The sequence below is a fragment of the Pseudoxanthomonas suwonensis genome (assembly GCF_010093235.1).
In the GTDB taxonomy this organism is placed as follows: Bacteria; Pseudomonadota; Gammaproteobacteria; order Xanthomonadales; family Xanthomonadaceae; genus Pseudoxanthomonas; species Pseudoxanthomonas suwonensis.
Window position 1 is genome coordinate 99,046 of the sequence record NZ_PDWP01000003.1, and the last position, 23,355, is coordinate 122,400.

Genomic DNA, 23,355 nt, shown 5'->3' on the forward strand with positions numbered 1-23,355 from the left:
CGCAAACGCCTTCAGAGCGGCACGAAACGCACGGCCTGGCCGCCGCCGCGACCGAGGCGCAGCTCGAGCACGTCGCCGGCCCCGACCTCGCGGGTCTCGTGCACGAACGCCGCCGCGTTGCGCTCCCAGTCGGCGCCATCGCCGTCGCGGTAGATCTCCGCGCGGTAGCGGCGGCCGGCATCGAGGAAGGACAGCGGTGCCTGCAGTACGCGCGGGGTGTCGTCGCCGACCGCGCCGAGGAACCACTCCTCGCCGCCGCGCGCCTTGCGTGCCAGCACCGCGTACTCGCCGACCGAACCGTCGACCATGCGGCTTTCCTCCCAGTCCACCGCCACGTCGCGGATGAACTTCAGCGCCTGCGGCTGCTTCGCGTAATGCTCGGGCAGGTCGGCGACCATCTGCACCGGGCTGTACAGGACCACGTACAGCGCCAGCTGCTTGGCCAGGGTGCTGCGCAGCTTCTGGCCGTTGCGGCCGACCAGGCTGACGATGCCCGGGGTGAAGTCCATCGGCCCGGCCAGCATGCGGGTGAACACCAGGGTGGCCTCGTGCTCCGGCGGATTCGGCGGATCGGCCCAGGCGGCGAACTCCATGCCGCGCGCACCCTCGCGCGAGACCCAGTTCGGGTACGTGCGGCGCAGGCCGGTGTCCTTGATCGGCTCGTGCGCGTTGACCGCGATCTTCCGCTTCGCCGCGGCCTGGACCACGCGCAGGTGGTGGTTGCTCATCCACTGGCCCTCGTGCCACTCGCGCACCACCGGGCCGCCGGGCTGGTCCTGGCGCTGGATGTCGCCGGCGTCGCAGACGTACCCGGTCTTGACCACGTCCACGCCGTTGCGCGCGTACAGGTCGAAGGCCGCCTCCAGCTGGCGCTCGTAATGGCTGACAGCGCAGGCGGTCTCGTGGTGGCCGATCAGGTGCACGCCCTTGCCGGCGGCGTACCTGGCCAGTTTCGGCAGGTCGAAGTCCGGGGTGGAGCGGGTGAAGTCGAAGCCCCAGCCGTTGGCGAACCAGTTGCCGTCCCAGCCCGGGTTCCAGCCTTCCACCAGCACGCCGCAGAAGCCGTTCTTCGCGGCGAAGTCGATGTAGCGGCGGGTATTGGCGGTGGTCGCGCCGTGCTTGGGGCCGGTGCCCCAGGTCTCCTTCTCCAGGTGCAGCGACCACCACACGCCCACGTACTTGGCCGGCTTGAACCAGCTGACGTCGCCGATGGCGTTGGGCTCGTTGAGGTTGAGGATCAGGCTGGACTCGACCAGGTCGCCGGCGCGCTCGCCGACCTGGATCGTGCGCCACGGAGTGGCGAACGGGGTGGTACGGTTCACCGCGCCGCCCTCGCTGGAAGGCGTGAGCGCCGCGCGCAGCACGTTGGCGTCGCCACGGGCCAGGTTCATGCCGGCGTAGTCGACCAGCGCCGCCTCGTGGATGGAGACATGCAGGCCGTCGCCGGTGCGCAGGGTCAGCGGCGTCTGCGCGGTGCCGATCTCGCGCAGCGGGGTGCGCGAATACAGGTATTCCTCGCGGTTCCACTCGAACGCCGGGATCCACCAGGCGGTGGTGTCGTCCGCATCGGCCAGGGCGAACTCGGTCAGCTCCTGGCGGATGCGCACCTGGCGCGGGGCCGGCTCGGCCGGGAACTCGTAGCGGAAGCCGACGCCGTCGTCGTACACGCGGAACACCACGTCGATCCGGCGCGGGGCCTCGCCGGGGGTGGCCGGGCGCTCGGCGAAGCGCGCGCGCAGCTCGTTGTAGTGGTTGCGGGTCAGGCGGCGCTCGCCCCAGGGCTGCTCCCAGGTCTCGTCGAAGCTGCGGCTGGAGTGGTCTATCAGCTCCAGGTTGCGCTCCAGGCGGCCATCACCCAGCAGGAAACCCAGGCGCGAGGAGGCGATCACCGGCTGGCCGTTGCGCTCGACCCGGTAGGCGAGGCGGTCCTCGTGCTGGGCCTCGATCGTCACCGCCAGTACCTGGCCGGGGGATTCGATCCGTGCAAGGTCGCGGGCATGGACGGGAAGGGCGGCGGCTGCAAGGACTAGCAGGGCGAGCAGGGTGCCGGGGCGGCGTGGTGGGCGTCGTGCGGACATGGGGATTACTCCAGGACGTAGACGAGGACGGTGCGCGGCGGCACGGTGAAGCGGCCGCGGGCGGGTTCATGGCGTGCTTCGCGCACGCGTGGATCGGCGGCGTGCGGGCCGCGCTGCAGCGGATGCGGGCGCCAGCGCTGGCCGCGCAGCTGCGGCAGTTCCAGCTGCTGTGCCTGCGGCGAGGCGTTGAGCAGGTAGAGGATCCCGTCGAAGCCGGCGCCCGGATGGCCGCGGCCATCGAGCAGGCCGGCGATCACCAGCGGGTTCTGGCCGGGGCCGCTGTTGGGGAAGCTGAGCCGGCGCGAGACCTCTTCCGTGGTACGCAGGCGGAACAGGCTGGAACTGGCGCGGATCGCCAGCAGCTCGCGCAGCGCGGCGCGGGCGAAGGCGATGTCTTCCGGTGCCGGGCGCAGCGCCGGATCGGCCAGGCGTGGCCCGATCCACGGCCAGTCACCCTCGTTGCCGCTGGCCGGAGGCAGGCCGCTGCCGAAGTAGTTGTCCTGGCCGCTCCAGTCGATGCGGTTGAACCAGTCGCCGGAGTCGTAGCTGTTGCGGTCCATGGACTTGGAGCGCAACAGGTCGATGCCGGCGTGGTAGTAGGCCACGCCCTGGCTGAGCGCCGTGGTGGCCATGCCCAGCACCTGCACGCGCGCGCGGTCGTGGGCCGGCGTGCCCGCGGGCAGGCGGTAGGCATTGAGGTCGTACAGCGTCTCGTTGTCGTGGTTCTCGACGTAGTTGACGACCTCGCCGGGCGCATGGGCGTAGCCGGCCGGCTGGCCGTTGTAGTCCACGGCGTGCAGCGGACGCGGACCATCGACGGTATCGAGCACGTAGTCGCGCAGGGTGCCGGCCAGGCCGGCACGGACGAGGTCGGCCGCGCGCAGCAGGGCGGCACGGGCCCCGGCCGGATCGTCGCCGGTGGTGAGTTCGTTGGCCGCGTAGCCCAGGCCGTTGAGCCAGCCCTGGCGCGCGACCTTGTCAGCGCCGCTGTCGCCCGGACCACCACCGCGCAGCGCATCGCGGCCGCGGTCGCTAAAGGTGCCGATGCCGCTGCCGCCCAGGGACAGCTGCGAGGCCTGGACGAAGCGGGCGCCATCGGCCACCTCGCCGAAGTTCCAGCCTTCGCCGATGAGCGGCACGTGGCGGCCGGCGCCAGTGTCGACCCGCTGCTGCAGGGCTTCCATCGCCGCGCGCGGCTGGTGGCCCATCAGGTCGAAGCGGAACGAATCGATCCGGTAATGCCGCACCCACAACCCGGCCGAGTCGATCATCAGCCGCGCCATCATCGCGTGTTCGGTGGCGGTGTTGCTGCAGCAGGTGCTGGTCTCCACCGCGCCGCTGGCGTCGAGCCGGTGGTAGTAGCCGGGGACGATGCGGTCCAGCACCGAACCGCGGTCCTGGCCGGCGGCGAAGGTGTGGTTGTAGACCACGTCCATGCCCACGCGCAGGCCCAGGGCGTGCAGGGCCATGACCATGGCCCGGAACTCGCGGATGCGCACGGCGCCGTCGGACGGGTCGGTGGCGTAGCTGCCCTCCGGGGCGTTGAAGTGGAACGGGTCGTAGCCCCAGTTGAAGCAGTCACGCGCGGCTTCGGCCATCACCGCGGCCTGCTGCAGCGGGCTGTCCGCCGGTGCATCGGGTAGCTGCGGGGTGGTGCAGCCGGCTTCGGGCACGGAGGCGAAGTCGTACACCGGCAGCAGGTGCACGTCGGTCAGGCCGGCCCGGGCCAGGGCGCGCAGGTGGGACATGCCTGCGCTGCCGCCGGCGGTGAAGGCCAGGTAGCGGCCACGCAGCGCTTCGGGCACGGTGGCGTCGCCGATGGAGAAGTCGCGCACGTGCAGCTCGTACACCGACATGTCCACCTGCGCCTCCAGCGCCGGCGGACGCGGGGCGTCGTCCCAGCCGGCCGGCTTGAGCGCCGGATCGTCCAGGTCGGCGACGTAGCTGCGGCGGGAGTCGGTGCCGAGGCTGAGCGAATAGGGATCCGTGACGCGGTTGCGCACCAGTCCGGTGCCCGGCACGTGCACGTCCACCAGCCAGGTGTAATAGCTGCCGCGCAGGTCTTCCGGCAGCTCCGCGGTCCACATTCCGGTGTCGGCATCGCGCTCGGCTGGCACGCGGCGGGTCGCCGGGCCCTGGTCGTCGGCATGCAGGCACAGCGAGGCCTCGCGTGCGGTTGGCGCCCATACGGAGAAGCGGGTGCCATCCAGCGAGGGATACGCGCCGGGCATCGGTGCATCGACCGCGGCGGCATACAGGTCATCGAGGGCGCCGGGCAGCTGGGTCCTGGTCGCCTCCAGCACACGGCCGCGCGCATCCTCGCGCACCAGCAGCAGGGCCTGGCGGTGCAGGGTGCGCAGGTCGGCGTCGTCCAGGCCGATGGCGAGGGTGGCGCCGGCCGCGACATGGCGGAAGCGCTGCACGACCTCGTCGGCCAGCTGTGCTGAAGGGGTCAGCCCGATCGCCCGCGCGCCGCCGCGTACGCGCTGGCCGGGCTTGGCCACGGGCAGGGTGTCGCCGGCATAGAGGCGGTAGCGGCCATCGGCCGGTGCCCCCGGCCAGCGCAGGGTATGGCGGTCCAGCCAGATCGCGCGTGCTTCGGGATGGGGGCCGGCATCAGCGGCCAGGACCACGGCATCGCCGGCATCGCATGCGGCGGTCGGCAGCACGGCCGCGTGCGACGGCAGGGCGGCAAGCGGCAGGGCACAGCCGCTGGCCGCTCCTAGTGCATGGAACATGGCGCGTATGGCGCGCCGGCGCAGGCTTTGTCGCATCGTCCCTCCCAGAACGCTCCACGCCTGCGGCAGCGGGCCGCGGCGCGAGGGGCCGAACTATTCCACGGGTGCAGTGCAGCATGGGCGGACATGCCGATGAATACGTATGCATGTGCTGTGCGTCGCGTGCGGCCGCCGCCTACCATGCCGGCAGCACCGCCGCCCGGCGGCGTGGAACACGACGATTCCCGGAGGGGGGGACCGCTTGATGGAACGCAAACCTCGCCTGTCGTTCTGGCAGATCTGGAACATGTGCTTCGGCTTCCTGGGAATCCAGTTCGGCCTGGCCCTGCAGAACGCCAATGCCAGCCGCATCTTCCAGACGCTGGGTGCGGACATGGACCAGGTGCCCGGACTGTGGATCGCCGCGCCATTGACCGGCCTGCTGGTGCAGCCGGTGGTGGGCTACCTCTCCGACCGCACCTGGACCGGCCTGGGGCGTCGCCGCCCGTACTTCCTGGTCGGTGCCGTGCTGGCGACCCTGGCCCTGCTGGTGATGCCGAACTCGCCGACGCTGTGGATCGCCGCGGGCACGCTGTGGATCCTGGACGCATCGATCAACATCTCGATGGAGCCGTTCCGCGCCTTCGTCGGTGACCAGCTGCCGGCTTCGCAGCGGCCGGCGGGATTCGCGATGCAGAGCTTCTTCATCGGCGTCGGCTCGGTGATCGCCAGCCTGTTGCCCTGGCTGCTGACCCGGTTCGGCGTGGCCAACACCGCCCACGCCGGCGAGGTGCCGGACACCGTGCGCTACGCGTTCTACATCGGCGGCGCAGTGCTGTTGTGCGCCATCGGCTGGACCGTTTTGCGTACCCGCGAATACTCGCCGGAGGCGCTGGCCCGGTTCGAGCAGGCCGAGCCGACGCCGGCCCGGCCCACGCCGGCAGTGGCGATGCCCGGGCCGGGACCGGCGCTGGGCTGGCTGGTGGCGGGCCTCGCGCTGGCGGTGGTGATCGCCATGCGCGGCTGGGACCGCATGCTCTACGTGCTGGCCGGCATGGCCGCCGCCTACGGCCTGCTCCTGCTGCTGGCGCGGGTGTTGCCGGCCGGTGGCATGCTGCCGACCATCGCCGGCGACCTGCGCGCCATGCCCCTGGCCATGCGCCGCCTGGCGGTGGTCCAGTTCTTTTCCTGGTTCGCCCTGTTCGCGATGTGGATCTACACCACCGCGGCGGTGGCCGGAAGCCACTTTGGCAGCAGCGACCCGACCTCGGCCGCCTACAACGAGGGCGCCAACTGGGTCGGCGTGTTGTTTGCCGCCTACAACGGCTTTGCTGCCCTGGCAGCGGTGGCCATTCCGTGGATGGTGCGCCGGCTGGGCGTGCGCGCCAGCCACGTGGTCAACCTGTGCCTGGGCGCGGCCGGTTTCCTTTCCTTCCTGCTGATCGGCGACCCGCACTGGCTGTTGCTGTCGATGGTCGGCGTGGGCGTCGCCTGGGCTTCGATCCTCTCGCTGCCGTACGTGATGCTGTCCGACAACCTGCCGATCGCCAAGATGGGGACCTACATGGGGCTGTTCAATTTCTTCATCGTCATCCCGCAGCTGGTCGCGGCCAGCCTGCTGGGCTTCCTGCTGCGTGCGCTGTTCGGCGGCCAGCCGCTGTGGGCCCTGGCCCTGGGCGGCGCCAGCCTGCTGGTGGCGGCGGCCTGCGTGTTCGCGGTGCCGCGTCCGGCGGAGGCCCGCGCATGAGCCGCGTCCTGCGCAAGTCCCTGCTCGGTGCCGCGCTGGCGCTGGCCGCCGCGCCGGCCTTCGCCCAGTCCATCTACGGCACCCGCGAACCGTTCGCCAGCGAGGCGGTGTACTTCGTGATGACCGATCGCTTCGTCAACGGCGATCCGGCCAACGACCACCGCGACCAGGGCGGCGAGCACCACACCTTCGACCGGCCGCTGGAGCCCTGCGACGGCGTGGTCGGCAACGTGGGCTACCTGGGCGGCGACTTCCGCGGCCTGCTGGACAACGCCGGCTACATCGCCGACATGGGTTTCACCGCGGTGTGGATCACGCCGATCGTGGACAACCCGGACCAGGCCTTCACCGGCGGCGACCCGATCACCTGCGACGGCTTCCTCACCGACCAGGGCAAGACCGGCTTCCACGGCTACTGGGGCGTGAATTTCTACCGCCTGGACGAGCACCTGCCCAGCGAGGGCCTGGACTTCGCCGGCCTGACCGCCGGCCTGCGCGGCCATGGCCTGAAGACCGTGCTGGACATCGTCGCCAACCACGGTTCGCCGGGCTGGACCATGCCGGTGCCGCAGCCGCAGTACGGCCAGATCTTCGACGCGGAAGGGCGCCTGGTGGCCGACCACCAGAACCTGCCGCCGGAGCGCCTCGATCCGGCCGGCAACCCGCTGCACGCGTTCTACAACGACAAGCCCGACCTGGCCCAGCTGGCCGACCTCGATGCCGACAACCCGGCGGTGCTGGACTACCTGGTCGGCGCCTACCTGCAGTGGATCGGGCAGGGCGTGGATGCGCTGCGGATCGATACCATCCGCCACCAGCCGCTGCCGTTCTGGAAGGCCTTCACCGACCGCATCCGCGAACGCCACCCGGGGATGTTCATGTTCGGCGAGGCGTTCGACTACGAGGCGGCCAGCATCGCCGAGTTCACCCGGCCGGAGAACGGCGGGGGGAGCGGGCTGGGTTTCCCGATGAAGAAGGCCATGGACGAGGTGTTCTCGCGCCAGGCCAGCGCCCGCTTCGAGCGCATGGAGCAGGCGTTGTACCTGAAGGACGGCCCGTACGCCAACCCGTACGAGCTGGCCACCTTCTACGACAACCACGACATGCCGCGCATGGACGCCAGCGACGAGGGCTTCATCGACGCGCACAACTGGCTGTTCACCGCGCGCGGCATCCCGGTGGTCTATTACGGCTCGGAAACCGGCTTCATGCGCGGCCAGGGCGAGCACGGCGGCAACCGCGCCTACTTCGGCGTGGAGAACATCCAGGCCGCCCCCGCGCACCCGATCCACGCCAACCTGCGGCGCATCGCCAACCTGCGCAAGGCCTCGCCGGCGCTGCAGCGCGGCGTGCAGCTGAACGTGGAACTGGAAGGCGACAGCGCGGTGTTCTACCGGGTCTACGAGGATGCCGGCCAGGCGCAGACCGCCCTGGTCCTGCTCAACAAGGGCGACCGCGCACGCACCACCACGGTCAGGCGCCTGCTGCAGCCCGGACGCTGGCGCGACGGCTTCAGCGGCGAGGCATTCGAGGTCGGCCGCAAGCTGAAGGTGGAGGTGCCCGCGCACGGCGTGCGCGTGTTCCTGTTCGATGGCCCGGTCTCCCGCGCGGACCTGCGCAAGGCCGCACTGCAGGCCACGCCGAAGCAGTAAGCGGATATCCGTTGGCGGCGCCGGTGCCAGGCGCCCGCCGGCGGGAGCGGCCTCAGCCCGGCCGCCGGCTCGACTCGCGCAGCACCAGGCGCACGGGCAAACGCCGGCCTTCCACCGGTTCGCGCTGGACCAGCCGGATCAGGCTCTCGACCAGCACCTCGCCGGCCAGCTTGGTGTCCTGCTGCACGGTCGACAGCGGTGGCTGGGCGAAGCTGGCCATGGCGATGTCATCGAAACCGGCCACGGCCACGTCGCCGGGGATGGCCAGCCCGGCCTCGCGCAGGGCCTTCATCGCGCCCAGGGCGATCAGGTCGCTGGCGCCGAACACGCCGTCGAAGGGCCGGCCGGCGTCCAGCAGCGAGCGGGCGGCCTCGTATCCGGACTGCTCGGTGGTGATGGCGTCGGCCTGCAGCAGCGGATCGGGCTCGATCCCGGCCTCGCGCAGGGCCGCCTCGTAGCCGCGCCAGCGTTCGCGGAATTCGGGATAGTGCCCGGAGGCATGGCCCAGGAAGGCGATCCGGCGGCAGCCGCTTTCGAGCAGGTGGGCGGTGATGTCGTGCCCGCCCTGGAAGTTGTCGCAGCCGATCGAGATACCGGGCTCGCCGGGCAGGGCGGCGCCCCAGCGCACGAAGTGGGTGCCCTGTTCGACCAGCTGCTGCAGCCGGGACTCGGACTCCAGGTAGTCGCCGTAGCCCAGCAGGATGATGCCGTCGGCCTTGTGGCTGTCGGCGTAGTCCGCGTGCCAGTCGGTCGACAGCTGCTGGAAGGAGACCAGCAGGTCGTAGCCGCGCAGCGCGCAGGCCCGGGTGATCGAGCCGAGCATGGAGTGGAAGAAGGGGTTGATCAGCGAGTCGTCCGGGGTCGGGTCCTCGAAGAACAGCAGGGCCAGGGTCCCGGACTGCCCGGCGCGCAGGCTGGAGGCGTTCTTGTCGACCTTGTAGTTGAGCTCGCGGGCAATGGCCAGGATCCGGCGCCGCGTCTCCGGACTGACCGAGGGGCTGCCGCGCAGGGCGCGCGACACGGTGGGCTGGGATACCCCTGCCAGGTGGGCGATGTCGAGGGAAGTGGCCTTGGCCCGGGTGGTCATTGGAACAGGCTCCTTCGAGCCCGCGACGGCTCTACAGCGAGCGGACATGATGCCATGGGGGCCCCCGTACTGCGCCCGCCGGCCTGGCTGCGATAGAATCGGGGCCTCGCCGCCGGCAGGGTGCCGGCGCGCCCCCAGTACAAGGTGGCCCGCGGAGAACGCCGGCCGAGCGTGCGACATGAGCACTACCACCGCCTACTGCTGACATCCGCCCAGGCCGCCGTCCCCGCAGGCGCCTGGTGGCGCTTTTTTGTTGACCGCGATGCGGCCAACGGGATTGGGGACTCGAGATTGGGGATTGGCCGCACCGTCCCACTCGACCCGATCCCGCACTCGAATCCCGAATCCCCAATCCCGAATCCCGGCCCCAAATGATCACCATCACGCTCCCCGACGGCAGCCAGCGCCAGTTCGAAGGCCCCGTCACCGTCATGCAGGTCGCGCAGTCCATCGGCGCCGGCCTGGCCAAGGCGACGGTCGCCGGCCAGGTCGACGGCAAGCTGGTCGACGCCAGCGACGTCATCGACCACGACGCCACCCTGCGCATCATCACTCCCAAGGACGAGGAGGGCGTGGAGATCATCCGCCACTCCTGCGCCCACCTGGTCGGCCACGCGGTCAAGCAGCTGTACCCGGAAGTGAAGATGGTCATCGGCCCGGTGATCGCGGAAGGGTTCTACTACGACATCCATTCCGAGCGTCCGTTCACCCCCGAGGACCTGGCCGCGATCGAGCAGCGCATGCGCGAGCTGATCGCCCAGGACTACGACGTCATCAAGAAGATGACCCCGCGCGAGGAGGTCATCGAGGTCTTCAAGGCGCGGGGCGAGGACTACAAGCTGCGCCTGATCGAGGACATGGGGCCGGAAGTGACCGCCATGGGCCTGTACTACCACCAGGAGTACGTGGACATGTGCCGTGGCCCGCACGTGCCCAACACCCGTTTCCTGAAGGCGTTCAAGCTGACCCGCATCTCCGGCGCGTACTGGCGCGGCGACGCGAAGAACGAGCAGCTGCAGCGCATCTACGGCACCGCCTGGGCCGACGAGAAGCAGCTCAAGGCCTACATCCAGCGCATCGAGGAAGCCGAGAAGCGCGACCACCGCCGGATCGGCAAGCAGCAGGACCTGTTCCACCTGCAGGAAGAGGCCCCGGGCCTGGTGTTCTGGCACCCGAAGGGCTGGAGCGTGTGGCAGGTGGTCGAGCAGTACATGCGCCGCGTGTACCGCGAGACCGGCTACGGCGAGGTGCGCTGCCCGCAGATCCTGGACGTGAGCCTGTGGAAGAAGTCCGGTCACTGGGACAACTACCAGGACAACATGTTCTTCACCGAGTCCGAGAAGCGGACCTACGCGGTGAAGCCGATGAACTGCCCGGGCCACGTGCAGATCTTCAACCAGGGCCTGCACAGCTACCGCGACCTGCCGATCCGCTACGGCGAGTTCGGCTCCTGCCACCGCAACGAGCCCTCCGGCGCGCTGCACGGCATCCTGCGCGTGCGCGGCTTCACCCAGGACGATGGCCACATCTTCTGCACCGAGGGGCAGATCGAGTCCGAGGTACGGGCGTTCCACGCCCAGGCGCTGAAGGTCTACGGCGACTTCGGCTTCGAGGACATCCAGATCAAGATCGCCCTCCGCCCGGACAACCGGCTGGGCGACGACGCCACCTGGGACAAGGCCGAGGAGGCCCTGCGCTCGGCGCTGCGCGCCTCCGGCGTGGAGTGGCAGGAGCTGCCGGGCGAGGGCGCCTTCTATGGCCCGAAGATCGAGTACCACCTCAAGGACGCCATCGGCCGTACCTGGCAGCTGGGCACCGTGCAGGTGGACTTCATGATGCCCGGCCGCCTGGGCGCCGAGTACGTGGACGAGAACAGCCAGCGCCGCCACCCGGTGATGCTGCACCGGGCCATCGTCGGCTCGATGGAGCGCTTCATCGGCATCCTGATCGAGCACCACGCCGGCGCCTTCCCGGCCTGGCTGGCCCCGGTCCAGGCCGTGGTGATGAACATCACCGACGCCCAGGCTGAATACGTGAACGAGATTAAGAAAAGCCTTGAAAATCAAGGCTTCCGGGTCGAGGCCGATTTGCGGAACGAAAAGATCGGCTTTAAGATCCGCGAGCACACGCTGCAGCGCGTGCCGTACCTTCTGGTGGTCGGCGACCGCGAGAAGGAGAACGGCGCGGTGGCGGTGCGCACGCGTACCGGCGAAGATTTGGGCACAATGTCCGTGTCCGCCTTCGCCGAGCTCCTGCGTTCGCAGCAACAGGCGTAACCAGACAATGCGTGCCGGCCTCGCCGGCACGTGACCCAGACCACCCCCGGAGACTGAGATATCAGCACCCCCGAAAAGCAAAACCGGAAGAACCACGAGATCCGCGTCCCGCGCGTGCGCGTGATCGGATCCGATGGCGAAATGATCGGCGTCCTGTCGCGCGACGAGGCCCTGCGCCTTGCCGAGGAAGAGGGCCTTGACCTCGTGGAGATCCAGCCCAACGCGGATCCGCCGGTCTGCAAGATCATGGACTTCGGCAAGTTCAAGTTCGAAATGCAGAAGAAGGCCAACGAGGCCAAGAAGAAGTCCAGGCAGGTCGAGATCAAGGAAGTGAAGTTCCGCCCGGTCACCGACGAGGGCGACTACCAGATCAAGCTGCGCAACATGCGCCGCTTCCTGGAAGAGGGCGACAAGGTCAAGGTCAACATCCGCTTCCGTGGCCGCGAGATGAGCCACCAGGAACTGGGCCGGCAGATGGCCGCCCGGATCGAGGCCGACCTGGGCGAGGACATCGTGATCGAGTCGCGTCCGCGCCTGGAAGGCCGGCAGATGGTCATGATGATCGCGCCGAAGAAGAAGTAGGCCGCCACGGCGGCATGGATCCGGCCCGCGGGCCGGTCCCCGGCAAAGGGCGCCCCGTGGCGCCCTTTGCCGTATCCGGCTGCCTGCCGCGGGGGCTCCCTGTCGCGACTGCAGGGCCGGGCAGGGCGGATCCTGATGGTTCCGACGCGTTGCATGGCTCCCGGTGTGCCGGAGGGGCTGTCCGGTTTTCCGCCCGCCGCCGCATCCGCCTGCTCCGGTCGAACCCGCTGATTGCAAAAGGAAAGCCGGCGGAGGCATAATACGCGGCTCCGGTTCGCCGGAGGGCTGGCAACAGCACCAGGACCCGCCGCGTTTCCCCTTGGGATTCAGCGGCTTATAGACCGGTATGGGCATGGATGGAAAGCGCAGGATGACCTGCCGCCCGTATCAGTGACAGTTCCCATCAAGGACATTCGCAATGCCCAAGATCAAGACCAACCGGGCGGCGGCCAAGCGTTTCCGCAAGACCGCCTCCGGCAAGTACAAGGCTGGCCACGCCAACCGTAGCCACATCCTCACCAAGAAGGCGACCAAGCGGAAGCGCAACCTGCGGCAGACGAACCACGTCCGCGCCGAGGATGCGGGCCGTCTGGACCGCATGCTGCCGTATCTCTGAGGAGGACTAGGAAATGGCACGAGTCAAGCGTGGCGTCCAGGCGCGCCGCCGTCACAAGAAGATCCTCAGCCAGGCCAAGGGTTACTACAACGCCCGCCGCAAGGTCTTCCGCGTCGCCAAGCAGGCGGTCATCAAGGCGGGTCAGTACGCCTACATCGGCCGCAAGCAGAAGAAGCGCAACTTCCGTTCGCTGTGGATCACCCGCATCAACGCGGCTGCCCGCGCCAACGGCATCAGCTACAGCCGCTTCATCAACGGCCTGCTGAAGGCCGGTATCACCCTGGACCGCAAGGTGCTGGCTGATATCGCCGTGCACGATGCGGCCGGCTTTACCGCGCTGGCAGAGAAGGCCAAGAGCGCTCTGGCGGCATAAGTTGCGAGTCACGCCGGGCCCGTCCACGGGCCTGGCGCGGACCACCGCATGCATGCATGGGGAAGGGCGCAAGTCCTTCCCCATTTTGTTTTCCGAGGGACCGTTTCCCATGAGCGATATCCAAACCCTGTCGGCGCGCGCGCTGGCCGACATCGCCGCGGCACAGACTCCCGAGGCGGTCGAGGCATTGCGCGTGGGCCTGCTGGGCAAGCAGGGCAGCATCACCTCCCAGCTCAAGCAGCTCGGCGCGCTGGCGCCGGAACAGCGCAAGGCCGCCGGCGAGGCGATCAACCGCGCCCGCGACGAGGTGTCGGCGGCGCTGGCCGCGCGCAAGGCGCTGCTGGAGGAGGCCGCGCTCGACGCGCGCCTGGCCGGCGAGGCGGTGGACGTCACCCTGCCGGGGCGCCTGGCCCAGCGCGGCGGGATCCACCCGATCTCGCGCACCCTGGAGCGGATCGCCAGCATCTTCGGCAGCCTCGGCTACGAGCTGGCCGATGGCCCGGAGATCGAGGACGACTGGCACAACTTCGAGGCGCTGAACTTCCCGCCGCACCACCCGGCGCGCGCCATGCACGACACCTTCTACTTCGGCGACGGCCGCCTGCTGCGCACCCACACCTCGGGCGTGCAGGTGCGCTACATGGGCGACCACCGGCCGCCGCTGCGCATGATCGCCGCCGGCAAGGTCTACCGTTCGGACTCCGACCAGACCCATTCGCCGATGTTCCACCAGGTCGAGGGCCTGCTGGTCGACGAGACCTCGACCTTCGCCGACCTCAAGGGCACGCTCTCCGAGTTCGTGCGCGCGTTCTTCGAGCGCGACTTCCAGATGCGCTTCCGCCCCAGCTACTTCCCGTTCGTGGAGCCGGGCGCCGAGGTCGACATCGCCTGGCAGCAGCCGGACGGCAGCGTGCGCTGGCTGGAGGTCCTGGGTTGCGGCATGGTCCACCCGAACGTGCTGCGCAACTGCGGCATCGATCCGGAGCGCTACACCGGCTTCGCCTTCGGCCTGGGCGTGGAGCGCTTCGCGATGCTGCGTTACGGCGTCAACGACCTGCGCGCCTTCTTCGAGAACGATGTGCGGTTCCTCAGGCAGTTCGCCTGAGGGCCGTGACTGGTGATTGGCAACTGGTGATCCGGAAGAGCGTGTACGGCCAGCCGGCCACCCAGGATCAGCAATAGCGCCATCACCGCCGCGGCACTTCCAATCACGAATCACGAACCACGAATCACGGCACCCCATGAAATTTTCCGAGAACTGGCTGCGCAGCCACGTGTCGACCCTGGCCAACCGCGACGGGCTCGCGGCCACGCTGACGGCCATCGGCCTGGAAGTCGAGGAAGTCACCGCCCTGGGCGATGGCCTGGCCGGCGTGGTGGTCGGCCGCATCGTGGAAGCCGTCCGCCACCCGGAGGCCGACCGCCTGCAGGTGTGCAAGGTCGACATCGGCAACGGCGAGCCGCTGCAGATCGGGTGCGGCGCGCCCAACGCGCGCGTCGGCCTGGCCGCGCCGCTGGCGACGGTCGGTTCCAACGTCGGCGGCATGTCGATCAAGCCGGCGAAGCTGCGCGGGGTGGAATCGTTCGGCATGCTCTGCTCGGCGAAGGAGCTGGGCCTGGACAGCGATGCCTCCGGCCTGCTGGAACTGCCGGCCGATGCGCCGGTCGGCCAGCCGCTGGCCGGGTACCTGGGTCTGCCGGACGCCAGCATCGAGATCAAGCTGACCCCCAACCGCGCCGACTGCTTCAGCGTGCGCGGCATTGCCTACGACGTAGCCGCCGCGCTGGGCAGCGAGGTGGCGCCGATGGACAACGCGCCGGTGCCGGCCGCGACCGACGCCACCGTCGAGGTCGCGCTGGAAGCCGGCGAGCGCGTGCCGCGCTTCGTTGGCCGCGTGATCGAGGGCGTCGACCCGGCAGCCGCGACGCCGGTGTGGATGGCCGAGCGCCTGCGCCGTTCCGGCGTGCGTCCGATCAGCCTGCTGGTCGACGTCACCCAGTACGTGATGCTGGAGCTGGGCCAGCCGATGCACGCCTTCGACCTGGACAAGCTGGAGGCGCCGGTCGTCGTGCGCCCGGCGCGCCAGGGCGAGGTGCTGAAGCTGCTGGACGGACGCGACGCCACCCTCGATGGCGAGTTCCTGGTCGTGTCCGACAGCCGCGGCGGCCGTGGCGCGCGCGCCGTGGCCGTGGGCGGCATCATGGGCGGCGAGGACACCAAGGTCGGCGACAGCACCACCCGCGTGTTCCTCGAGGCCGCGCACTGGGTCCCCTCGGCCATCATCGGCCGCAGCCGCCGCCTGGGCCTGCACACCGATGCCGGGCACCGTTTCGAGCGCGGCGTGGATCCGCAGCTGCCGCGCGAGGCGGTCGAGTACGCCACCCGGCTGATCCTGGATATCGCCGGCGGGCGTCCCGGCCCGGTCACCGAGTCCACCGTGGCCGGCGCGCTGGCCGCGCCGCAGCCGATCGCGCTGCGGCGCGCACGCATCGCCCGCGTGCTCGGTACCGAGATCGCCGATGCCGAGGTCGAGCGCATCCTGCGCGCGCTGGGCATGCAGGTGTCCGCGACCGCCGACGGCTGGCAGGTCACCGCGCCCAGCCGCCGCTTCGACATCGCGATCGAGGAAGACCTGATCGAGGAGCTGGCGCGCATCCACGGCTACGACCGCATCCCGGCGACCATTCCCGCCGGCCCGGCGCGCGTGGCCGCGGCCAGCGAGACCGTGCTGCCGGAGGCGGACCTGCGCCGCCACCTGGTCAGCCGCGACTACCTGGAAGCGGTGTGCTTCGCCTTCGTCGACCAGAGGCTGCTTGAAGCCTGGGGCTGCACCGAAGGCACCGTGCCGCTGGCCAACCCGCTCAGCGCCGAGCTGGCGGTGATGCGTCCGCGCCTGCTGCCGGGCCTGGTCGATGCGCTGGCGCGCAATGCCGCGCGCCAGGCCGGCCGCGTGCGCCTGTTCGAGCTGGGCCGGGTGTTCGCCGCAGACGGCGAGCGCCAGCCCGGCGCCCCCGCGCCGCGCGAGACCCGGCGCATCGCCGCCGTCGCCTGTGGCCAGGCCATCGCCGAGCAGTGGGGCCAGAAGGCGCGTCCGGTCGACTTCCATGACCTCAAGGGTGACCTGGAGTCGCTGGCCGCCCAGTCCGGGGCGCAGCTGGCGTTCCGTCCTTCGGCCGCGCCGTTCGGCCATCCCGGCCGCAGCGCCGACGTGTTCCGCACCGACCTGGAAGGCGGTGAGGTCCGGCTGGGCTGGATCGGCCAGCTGCACCCGCGCCTGGCCAAGGCCCTGGAGCTGGACGTGGACGCCTACGGCTTCGAGCTGGACCTGGAACCCCTGCAGCGGCGTCCGCTGCCGCGCGCCCAGGCGCTGTCGCGCTATCCGGCCGTGCGCCGCGACCTGGCCTTCGTGGTCGCCGAGCAGGTGGCCTGGGCCGACCTGGCGGCCAGCGTGCGCGCCGCCGCCGGCGAGGTCCTGCGCGACCTGCAGCTGTTCGACCGTTACCAGGGTCCGGGCGTGGAATCCGGGTTCAAGAGTCTGGCTATGGGCTTGATTTTGCAGGACAACACGCGCACTCTGACCGATCAAGACGCCGATGCCGTGGTGTCCCGCGTGGTGGCCGCCCTCGACAGCAGCCACGGGGCGAAGATCCGCGGCTGACACGGGGACAAGGAAATGGCACTGACCAAGGCGGAGATGGCCGAGCGTCTGTTCGACGAAGTCGGCCTGAACAAGCGCGAGGCGAAGGAATTCGTCGATGCGTTCTTCGATGTGTTGCGCGAGGCGCTGCAGGACGGGCGGCAGGTCAAGCTGTCCGGCTTCGGCAACTTCGACCTGCGGCGCAAGAACCAGCGCCCGGGCCGCAACCCGAAGACCGGCGAGGAGATCCCGATCTCCGCGCGCACCGTGGTCACCTTCCGCCCCGGCCAGAAGCTGAAGGAGCGCGTGGAAGCCTTCGCGGGAGTGGCGCCGAATGCTTGATCCCGGCAGCAACCGCGAACTTCCGCCGATCCCCGCCAAGCGCTACTTCACCATTGGCGAGGTCAGCGAGCTGTGCGACGTGAAGCCGCACGTGCTGCGCTACTGGGAGACCGAGTTCCCCAGCCTCAGCCCGGTCAAGCGCCGCGGCAACCGCCGCTACTACCAGCGCCACGACGTGCTGATGGTCCGCCAGATCCGCAGCCTGCTGTACGAACACGGCTACACCATCGGCGGCGCGCGCCAGCGCCTGGAGGGCGAGGGCGCCAAGCAGGAGTCGGCGCTCAGCACCCAGATCGTGCGCCAGGTGCGCATGGAGCTGGAGGAAGTGCTGCAGCTGCTGCGCCGCTGAGCCGGACTCGCGATCGCGCCGGGCAACCGGTATAATCGCCAGCCCGCCCAAGGGCGGGAGTTTTTCCCGGGGTATAGCGCAGCCTGGTAGCGCACTTGTCTGGGGGACAAGTGGTCGTCGGTTCGAATCCGGCTACCCCGACCAAATTCGGTTTCGACGAAGGGCTTGCGGGCGATCCGCAAGCCCTTTTTCGTGTCGGCGCGTGGCGGTCATGGCGAAGCAGCGCCGCTACCCGCCGTGCGGCGGGTTCCGAGGGGCCGAAGGCCCCGCCGGGGCGGGGCCTTCATCTCAGGGCTCTTTCGGATAGCCTGGTCCGAACCGGATCGACAGCCTCGGCACCAGGCCGATGCCGCACTGCGTGCCTGCCCCGGGGATCGTGACGCAGTCGCGCACCAGGCAGGTGTTCTCCGTGCAGTAGATGATTTCCCGCTTCGTTTGCGCCAGGGCGTTTCCGGAGGTCATGCAGGCTGCAAGGGCGAGTGGAACAAGCAGGTGCTTGGGCTTCATGGCGGGTTTCCTTCCCAGGGCCGGACATCCGGCGAATCGACGCTGACTTAGGTCGCCGGGCCGGTCAACGCGACGTCCACCATTCAGGTGGAAACCAGAGGGTTCCTATGTGGACGCGGCATCTCCACGGCCATCAGGAGCGGCCGCCCGCGCCTTGCGCGGCCGGGAAGCTCTGCAGCACTTCGTCGTCCTCGCCAAGGAACTGGAGGGAGGGCACGCCGTCGGGGCTGACCAGCATCATGATGCGCGGGCGCCCCTGCTTGTCGGCAAGGACCAACGCGGAGAAATCCCCCGGGGGCGCCCGACAAACAGCCGTTGGGTCTGCTGGCCGCCGGCTTCGCGCCACTTTGCAGCCAGCGCTTCGCGCTCCGGCCCGGGTGGCAGCCTGCTGAGGGCTTCGTACAGTGGCCCGTATTCCTTCTCCAGGCCGCGGTCGTAGATCGACAGGCCGGTCTCCATGTGGCCACCGTGCTCGTGGTGGTACAGGGCCAGCTGCTGGTCGCCGCCGTAACGGTCCATCGACAGGTGCACGCCACCGCTGCCATGGCCGTCCTCGCCGGACTTGCCGGCGTAGATCAGCCCGCCGACCTCGTCGCCTTCGTCGTTGTAGAACAGCATCCCGGGCTTGCGGCCGCGGTCGCTTTCGACCTCGCGGCCGTTGATCACCGGAGCCGGCAGGCGCTCGCCGTTGGCCAGCACCAGGGCGCGCGACCCGTCGGCGTTGACCACGTTGATCCGTTCCACGGTGATCTTGGTGAACTCGGCCTTGCCCTTGCGGTCTGATGCGCCGGTGAGCGCCACGGCGCCGGCGACCACGGCCGTGGCCATTCGTTCCCTTCCATGTGCGAATGGATGACGCCGCCTTGGCCACCGCCATGGCGGTCGGCGTAAGGATGCCATGTGCCGACCCTTGCACGGCAGTTGATGCGCGGTCCGGCGAGGGCGCCCCCGGTCCGTGTGCGGTTCCATGCTTTTCAACCAGGGAGTGGAGAAGATGCGCTACATCCGGGCGTGCTGGATGGCGGTACTGGCGGGTGGGTTGTCCGTGGCGGCTGCGGTCCAGGCGGATACGCCGCCAGCACCGGCCGCCGCAGGTGAGGCCGTGGTGGACATGGCTCCGGTGCTGGTGACCGGGGCCCAGCCCGGTCCCGGGCTGTGGCGCGTGACGCGTGGCGACCATGTGCTCTACATCCTGGGTACCCAGTCGCCGCTTCCGGCCGGCATGCAGTGGCAGGCCGACGAGGTGCGCCAGGTGCTGGCCGAATCAGGCGCGGTACTGGATCCGCCGGGGGTGAGCTTCGGGGCCGACGTCGGCTTCCTGCGCGGGCTGACCCTGGCGCCGTCGGCGTTGCGGGCCATGCGCAATCCGGGCGGCGGGAAGCTGCAGGACGTGCTGCCTCCGGAGCTGTACGCGCGCTGGAGCAGGTTGAAGACGCGCTACCTCGGCCGCGACCGGGGCATCGAGAAGAAGCGCCCGGTGATCGCCGCCTTCCAGCTGTACCAGGCTGCGCTCAGGCGCCATGGCCTGCGTGGTGGGTTGGTGCGCCCGGTGGTCGCGCCGGTGCTGGAGGCGAGGGGGTTGAAGCCGGTATCCACGACGCTGGAGCTGACGGTCGACGATCCGCGGCAGGCCCTGGCGGAGTTCCGTGCCGAACCTGCCAGGCAGGAGGATCTGGACTGCGTCGCCCGCACCCTGGACCTGATCGAGCACGGACTGCCCCAGGTCAGCCGCCGCGCCAACGCCTGGGCCACGGGCGATGTCGCCGCGCTGCGCGCGATGCCGGAGGCCGGCAACCAGACCCTGGCCTGCCTGACCGCCTGGACCGGGACCGGGACGGCCCGCAGGCGCGGCTTCACCGACCTGGACAGGCAGGTGCGCGAGCGTTGGCTGGAAGCGGCGCTGGCGGCGCTGGACGGGCACCCGGTCTCGTTCGCGATGCTGCCGATCGACAGCCTGCTGCACGACCGCGGCGGCTATGTCTCCGCGCTGCAGGCACGCGGCTGCCAGGTGCATGCACCGGACGAGGAGTACGACGGGGAGGAGTCGCTGCCAGGGCCGGGGAACACGGCCGCGGCCGGCGTATGAACCAGGGCGCCTCCGCCGTGCGGCGGAGGCGCAGGCCGGAGGATCAGGCCCCGGCGGCGCGGGGCAGGGTGGCCGCGGCCAGCTGCGGCCAGCGGCGCAGCACGGAGGCACGGATGCCGGCGGCATCGATGCCGGCCTCGGCCAGCAGGTCCTCGCGGCTGGCGTGGTGCTGGAAGGCATCCGGCAGGCCCAGCTGCAGCACCGCCATGGCGATGCCTTCGGCATTGAGGAGTTCGGATACGGCCGAGCCGGCGCCACCGGCGACCACGTTGTCCTCGATGGTCACCAGGCCGTCGTGGCTGCGCGCCATCTCCAGCACCAGCTCGCGGTCCAGCGGCTTGATGAAGCGCATGTTGACCACGGTCAGGTCCAGCTCCGCGGCCACGGCCTCGGCGGCGGCGACCGTCGCGCCGAAGGCCAGCAGGGCCACGCTGCCGCCCCGGCGGCGCAGCTGCGCGCGGCCGATCGGCAGGGCGTCCAGGGTCGGCTCGATCGCCACCCCGGGGCCGGTGCCGCGCGGATAGCGCACCGCGGCCGGACCGGCGTACCGCAGGCCGGTGGTGAGCATCTTGCGGCACTCGTCCTCGTCGGCCGGCGCCATCACCATCATGTTCGGCACGCAGCGCAGGAAGCTCAGGTCCAGGTTGCCGGCATGGGTGGCGCCGTCGGGGCCGACCACGCCGCCGCGGTCGATCGCGAACAGCACGTCCAGGTTCTGGGTGGCCACGTCGTGGACCAGCTGGTCGTAGCCGCGCTGCAGGAAGGTCGAGTAGATCGCGACCACCGGCTTGGCGCCCTGGGTGGCCATGCCGGCGGCCAGGGTCACCGCGTGCTGCTCGGCGATGGCCACGTCGAAATAGCGCTGCGGGTACTCCTTCGAGAACCGCACCAGGCCCGAGCCCTCGCGCATGGCCGGGGTGATGCCCAGCAGGCGCGGTTCGGCGGCAGCCATGTCGCACAGCCAGTCGCCGAAGACGTCGGTGTAGGTCGGCTTCTTCGGCCCGGTCTTGGGAGCCAGGCCCTTGGCCGGGTCGAACGGGCCCACGGCGTGGTAGCCGATCTGGTCGCCCTCGGCCAGCTCGTAGCCCTTGCCCTTGGTGGTCATCACGTGGAGCAGCTGCGGGCCCTTGAGCGACTTGGCAGTGCGCAGCGCGGCGACCAGCGCGGGCAGGTCGTGGCCGTCGATCGGGCCGGTGTAGTGGAAGCCCATCTGCTCGAACAGGGTGGAGGGCACGAACATGCCCTTCCAGTGGCCTTCCCAGCGCTTGACGAAGCGCGCCGGCGGGCTGTGCTTGTCGCCGAGCAGCTTCTTGCCGCCTTCGCGGATCCTGTTGAGGGTGGCGCTGCCGGTAAGGCGGCCCAGCATCTTGGTCAGGCCGCCGACCGCCTCGGAGATCGACATCCGGTTGTCGTTGAGGATGACCAGGACGTTGGGCTCCTCGTCCATGCCGCCGGCATGGTTGAGCGCCTCGTAGGCCATGCCCGCGGTCATCGCGCCGTCGCCGATCACAGCCACCACCTGGCGCTCGTCGCCGGCCTGCTTGCGGGCGATGGCCATGCCCAGCGCAGCGGAGATCGAGGTGGAGGAGTGGCCGACCCCGAAGGTGTCGTACTCGCTTTCCTCGCGCTTGGGGAACGGCGCCACGCCGTCCTTCTGCTTGACCGTGTGGATGCGGTCGCGGCGCCCGGTGAGGATCTTGTGCGGGTAGGTCTGGTGGCCGACGTCCCAGACCAGCAGTTCCCCGGGCGTCTCGTAGAGGTAATGCAGGGCGACGGTCAGCTCGACCACGCCGAGGCCGGCGCCGGAGTGGCCGCCGCTGCGGCCGACCGACTCGATCAGGTAAGCGCGCAGCTCCTGCGCGACCGCGGGCAGCTCGGCTTCGTCGAAGCGGCGCAGGTCCGCGGGCGAATCGATGCGGGCGAGGCGCGGATAGCGTTGGGGGTCGATCATCGTGGCCGGAAAACCATACGGTGGCCCATTTTCCTCCCCTCGAGCGTGACGGGGCAAGCAAGGGCTGGTGCCGGGCCCGCCGGGAAGGGGCCGGCGTTCATCGGTGGCTGCGTTGCAGGGGCGCGCGGTCCCTGGGCTGCATGGCCGCTGCGCCTCAGGGCGACAGCTTGGAGCGTCGCGGCAGTTGCGCGCGCAGGAAGGCCATCTGGTCGGCCAGGATGTTGCGGTTGGAAAGGATCAGGTGCTCGATCCAGCTGGGCCGGTAGGGCACGGCCAGCAGCGGCATGTTCGCCTGGTGCGGGGTGCGGTTGCCCTTGCGCGAGTTGCAGTGGAAGCAGGCGCTGACCACGTTCTCCCAGATGTCCAGGCCGCCCCGCGACAGCGGGATCACGTGGTCGCGGGTCAGCTGCGGCCGCGCGAACTGCTGGCCGCAGTAGAGGCACAGGTAGGAGTCGCGGGCGAACAGCGCGGCGTTGGACAGCGCCGGGGTCGGATCCAGCGCCCGCGCCCTTGCGTGGCCGCGGGTGGCGATGATCGGATGCAGCTCGATGACGCTGCGGCTGCCGGTGTCGCGGTTGAAGCCGCCATGCACGCGCATGCAGGGCTCGCCCAGGGTCCAGGCGACGGCATCGCGGGCGTAGAGGCAGGTCGCGTCCTGCCAGTGGATCCAGTCCATGGCGCGGCCGTGGGCGTCCAGGGAGAGGACGCGGGGCGCGTTGGCCAGGGTGCGGAGCGAAGGCGTGGCATCCGCCGGTACCGGAGTGCCGGCGAAGATCGGATCAAGCGTCGCCGTATCCGTCTCCATCGGGGTCCAAGCTTATACCCGAAAGGCGACGGTTTGCGTAAGGCCCCTCAGCGCAGGACGCCCTCGAGCCCCGGCGTGGGGTTGAGCGTGCTGCCGGACTTGACCTCGAAGGTGCGCGGCTTGTTCGCCTCGTCGGGCGTGGCGCTGACCTCGCCCTCGAGCCGGTACGACAGCGTGCGCCGCCCCGCGAGCGCATCGGCCACCGCCAGGCGGGCCATCGGCTGCGGGCGCAGGGTGGCGCGGACGGTGTCGGCCGCGGACGGGCCGATGGAGATGGCCGGGGAGGCCTGCAGCGTGCCGGCCTCGTGCTCGTCGACGCTTACCGCCAGCGACACCCGCTCGAAACGCATCGAAATGCTGCTGTAGTTGTGGAGGCGCAGGTCCACCGTCCAGCGGCCGTCGCGTTCGACCGTCAGCTGCTGGATGGACGCGGCAGGCGGCGAGACACGCCGCGCCTTGCTGCCGCAGCCGGCGACCAGCAACGCTGCCAGGCCGAGGGCGATGGCCGGGAAGATCCTTCGCGGGAATCGATTCATGCCGCCTCCGTCG

Annotated in this window: 19 protein-coding genes and 1 tRNA gene; 12 read left to right on the forward strand and 8 right to left on the reverse strand. The window is 70.1% G+C overall.

The features are described from left to right. Positions 1-11: 11 nt before the first annotated feature. Entirely contained in the window at positions 12-2,084 is a 2,073-nt protein-coding gene (locus CSC68_RS02250; protein WP_425501190.1) for a glycoside hydrolase family 97 protein, read from the reverse strand. Then, positions 2,084-4,852: an alpha-1,6-glucosidase domain-containing protein gene (locus CSC68_RS02255; RefSeq protein WP_162201874.1), complete on the reverse strand. Its 2,769-nt coding sequence runs from the start codon at positions 4,850-4,852 to the stop codon at positions 2,084-2,086. Before CSC68_RS02255 ends, CSC68_RS02250 begins: the two co-directional genes overlap by 1 nt. Positions 4,853-5,060: 208 nt before the next feature. Here CSC68_RS02255 and CSC68_RS02260 point away from each other — a divergent pair, with 208 nt between their 5' ends. Both CSC68_RS02260 and CSC68_RS02265 read left to right on the forward strand, forming a co-directional pair. Beyond that, entirely contained in the window at positions 5,061-6,542 is a 1,482-nt protein-coding gene (locus CSC68_RS02260; RefSeq protein ID WP_162201875.1) for an MFS transporter, read from the forward strand. After that, positions 6,539-8,194, forward strand: a complete 1,656-nt coding sequence (locus CSC68_RS02265; RefSeq protein WP_162201876.1) for an alpha-amylase family glycosyl hydrolase — start codon at positions 6,539-6,541, stop codon at positions 8,192-8,194. The genes CSC68_RS02260 and CSC68_RS02265 overlap by 4 nt, the downstream gene beginning before the upstream one ends. A 52-nt stretch (positions 8,195-8,246) precedes the next feature. On the opposite strand, the gene CSC68_RS02270 is transcribed toward CSC68_RS02265, so the two are convergent. Beyond that, positions 8,247-9,281 carry a LacI family DNA-binding transcriptional regulator gene (locus tag CSC68_RS02270; RefSeq protein WP_162201877.1) on the reverse strand — a complete coding sequence of 345 codons (1,035 nt, stop codon included), beginning with the start codon at positions 9,279-9,281 and terminating at the stop codon, positions 8,247-8,249. A 371-nt stretch (positions 9,282-9,652) separates the two neighbouring features. Between CSC68_RS02270 and thrS the strand changes: the two genes are divergently transcribed. From thrS to CSC68_RS02315, 9 genes are all read left to right on the forward strand, one after another. Next, complete coding sequence (gene thrS / locus CSC68_RS02275; RefSeq protein ID WP_162201878.1) at positions 9,653-11,557, forward strand: threonine--tRNA ligase; 1,905 nt, start codon at positions 9,653-9,655, stop codon at positions 11,555-11,557. Between the two features lie 60 nt (positions 11,558-11,617). Then, complete coding sequence (gene infC, locus CSC68_RS02280; RefSeq protein WP_162201923.1) at positions 11,618-12,139, forward strand: translation initiation factor IF-3; 522 nt, start codon at positions 11,618-11,620, stop codon at positions 12,137-12,139. 418 nt (positions 12,140-12,557) lie between these two features. After that, positions 12,558-12,755, forward strand: a complete 198-nt coding sequence (gene rpmI / locus CSC68_RS02285; protein WP_010342861.1) for a 50S ribosomal protein L35 — start codon at positions 12,558-12,560, stop codon at positions 12,753-12,755. Between the two features lie 13 nt (positions 12,756-12,768). Further along, positions 12,769-13,128: a 50S ribosomal protein L20 gene (gene rplT, locus CSC68_RS02290; RefSeq protein WP_162201879.1), complete on the forward strand. Its 360-nt coding sequence runs from the start codon at positions 12,769-12,771 to the stop codon at positions 13,126-13,128. A 109-nt stretch (positions 13,129-13,237) separates the two neighbouring features. Beyond that, positions 13,238-14,233 carry a phenylalanine--tRNA ligase subunit alpha gene (pheS, locus tag CSC68_RS02295; RefSeq protein WP_162201880.1) on the forward strand — a complete coding sequence of 332 codons (996 nt, stop codon included), beginning with the start codon at positions 13,238-13,240 and terminating at the stop codon, positions 14,231-14,233. A 136-nt stretch (positions 14,234-14,369) separates the two neighbouring features. Continuing rightward, complete coding sequence (gene pheT / locus CSC68_RS02300) at positions 14,370-16,787, forward strand: phenylalanine--tRNA ligase subunit beta (RefSeq protein ID WP_162201881.1); 2,418 nt, start codon at positions 14,370-14,372, stop codon at positions 16,785-16,787. Between the two features lie 15 nt (positions 16,788-16,802). Beyond that, positions 16,803-17,108: an integration host factor subunit alpha gene (locus CSC68_RS02305; RefSeq protein ID WP_162201882.1), complete on the forward strand. Its 306-nt coding sequence runs from the start codon at positions 16,803-16,805 to the stop codon at positions 17,106-17,108. Then, positions 17,101-17,457: a MerR family transcriptional regulator gene (locus CSC68_RS02310; RefSeq protein WP_162201883.1), complete on the forward strand. Its 357-nt coding sequence runs from the start codon at positions 17,101-17,103 to the stop codon at positions 17,455-17,457. The genes CSC68_RS02305 and CSC68_RS02310 overlap by 8 nt, the downstream gene beginning before the upstream one ends. Positions 17,458-17,524: 67 nt before the next feature. Next, positions 17,525-17,601, forward strand: a tRNA-Pro gene (locus tag CSC68_RS02315). Between the two features lie 144 nt (positions 17,602-17,745). Here the strand turns inward: CSC68_RS02315 and CSC68_RS02320 are convergent. After that, positions 17,746-17,964, reverse strand: coding sequence for a hypothetical protein (locus CSC68_RS02320; RefSeq protein ID WP_162201884.1), 219 nt, complete (start codon positions 17,962-17,964; stop codon positions 17,746-17,748). Positions 17,965-18,201: 237 nt separating this feature from the next. Continuing rightward, positions 18,202-18,792 carry a hypothetical protein gene (locus CSC68_RS02325; protein ID WP_162201885.1) on the reverse strand — a complete coding sequence of 197 codons (591 nt, stop codon included), beginning with the start codon at positions 18,790-18,792 and terminating at the stop codon, positions 18,202-18,204. Between the two features lie 283 nt (positions 18,793-19,075). Here CSC68_RS02325 and CSC68_RS02330 point away from each other — a divergent pair, with 283 nt between their 5' ends. Beyond that, the gene (locus CSC68_RS02330; RefSeq protein ID WP_246193424.1) at positions 19,076-20,050 is read left to right on the forward strand and encodes a TraB/GumN family protein; all 975 of its coding nucleotides are present in this window, start codon (positions 19,076-19,078) and stop codon (positions 20,048-20,050) included. 43 nt (positions 20,051-20,093) lie between these two features. On the opposite strand, the gene dxs is transcribed toward CSC68_RS02330, so the two are convergent. The 3 genes from dxs to CSC68_RS02345 form a co-directional block, all read right to left on the reverse strand. Next, positions 20,094-22,001, reverse strand: coding sequence for a 1-deoxy-D-xylulose-5-phosphate synthase (gene dxs, locus CSC68_RS02335; protein WP_162201886.1), 1,908 nt, complete (start codon positions 21,999-22,001; stop codon positions 20,094-20,096). Between the two features lie 154 nt (positions 22,002-22,155). Continuing rightward, positions 22,156-22,677 carry an HNH endonuclease gene (locus CSC68_RS02340; RefSeq protein ID WP_425501191.1) on the reverse strand — a complete coding sequence of 174 codons (522 nt, stop codon included), beginning with the start codon at positions 22,675-22,677 and terminating at the stop codon, positions 22,156-22,158. 176 nt (positions 22,678-22,853) lie between these two features. Then, a complete protein-coding gene (locus CSC68_RS02345; protein ID WP_162201888.1) occupies positions 22,854-23,342 on the reverse strand; it encodes an LEA/WHy family protein in 489 nt (162 codons plus the stop codon). Between the last annotated feature and the right edge of the window lie 13 nt (positions 23,343-23,355).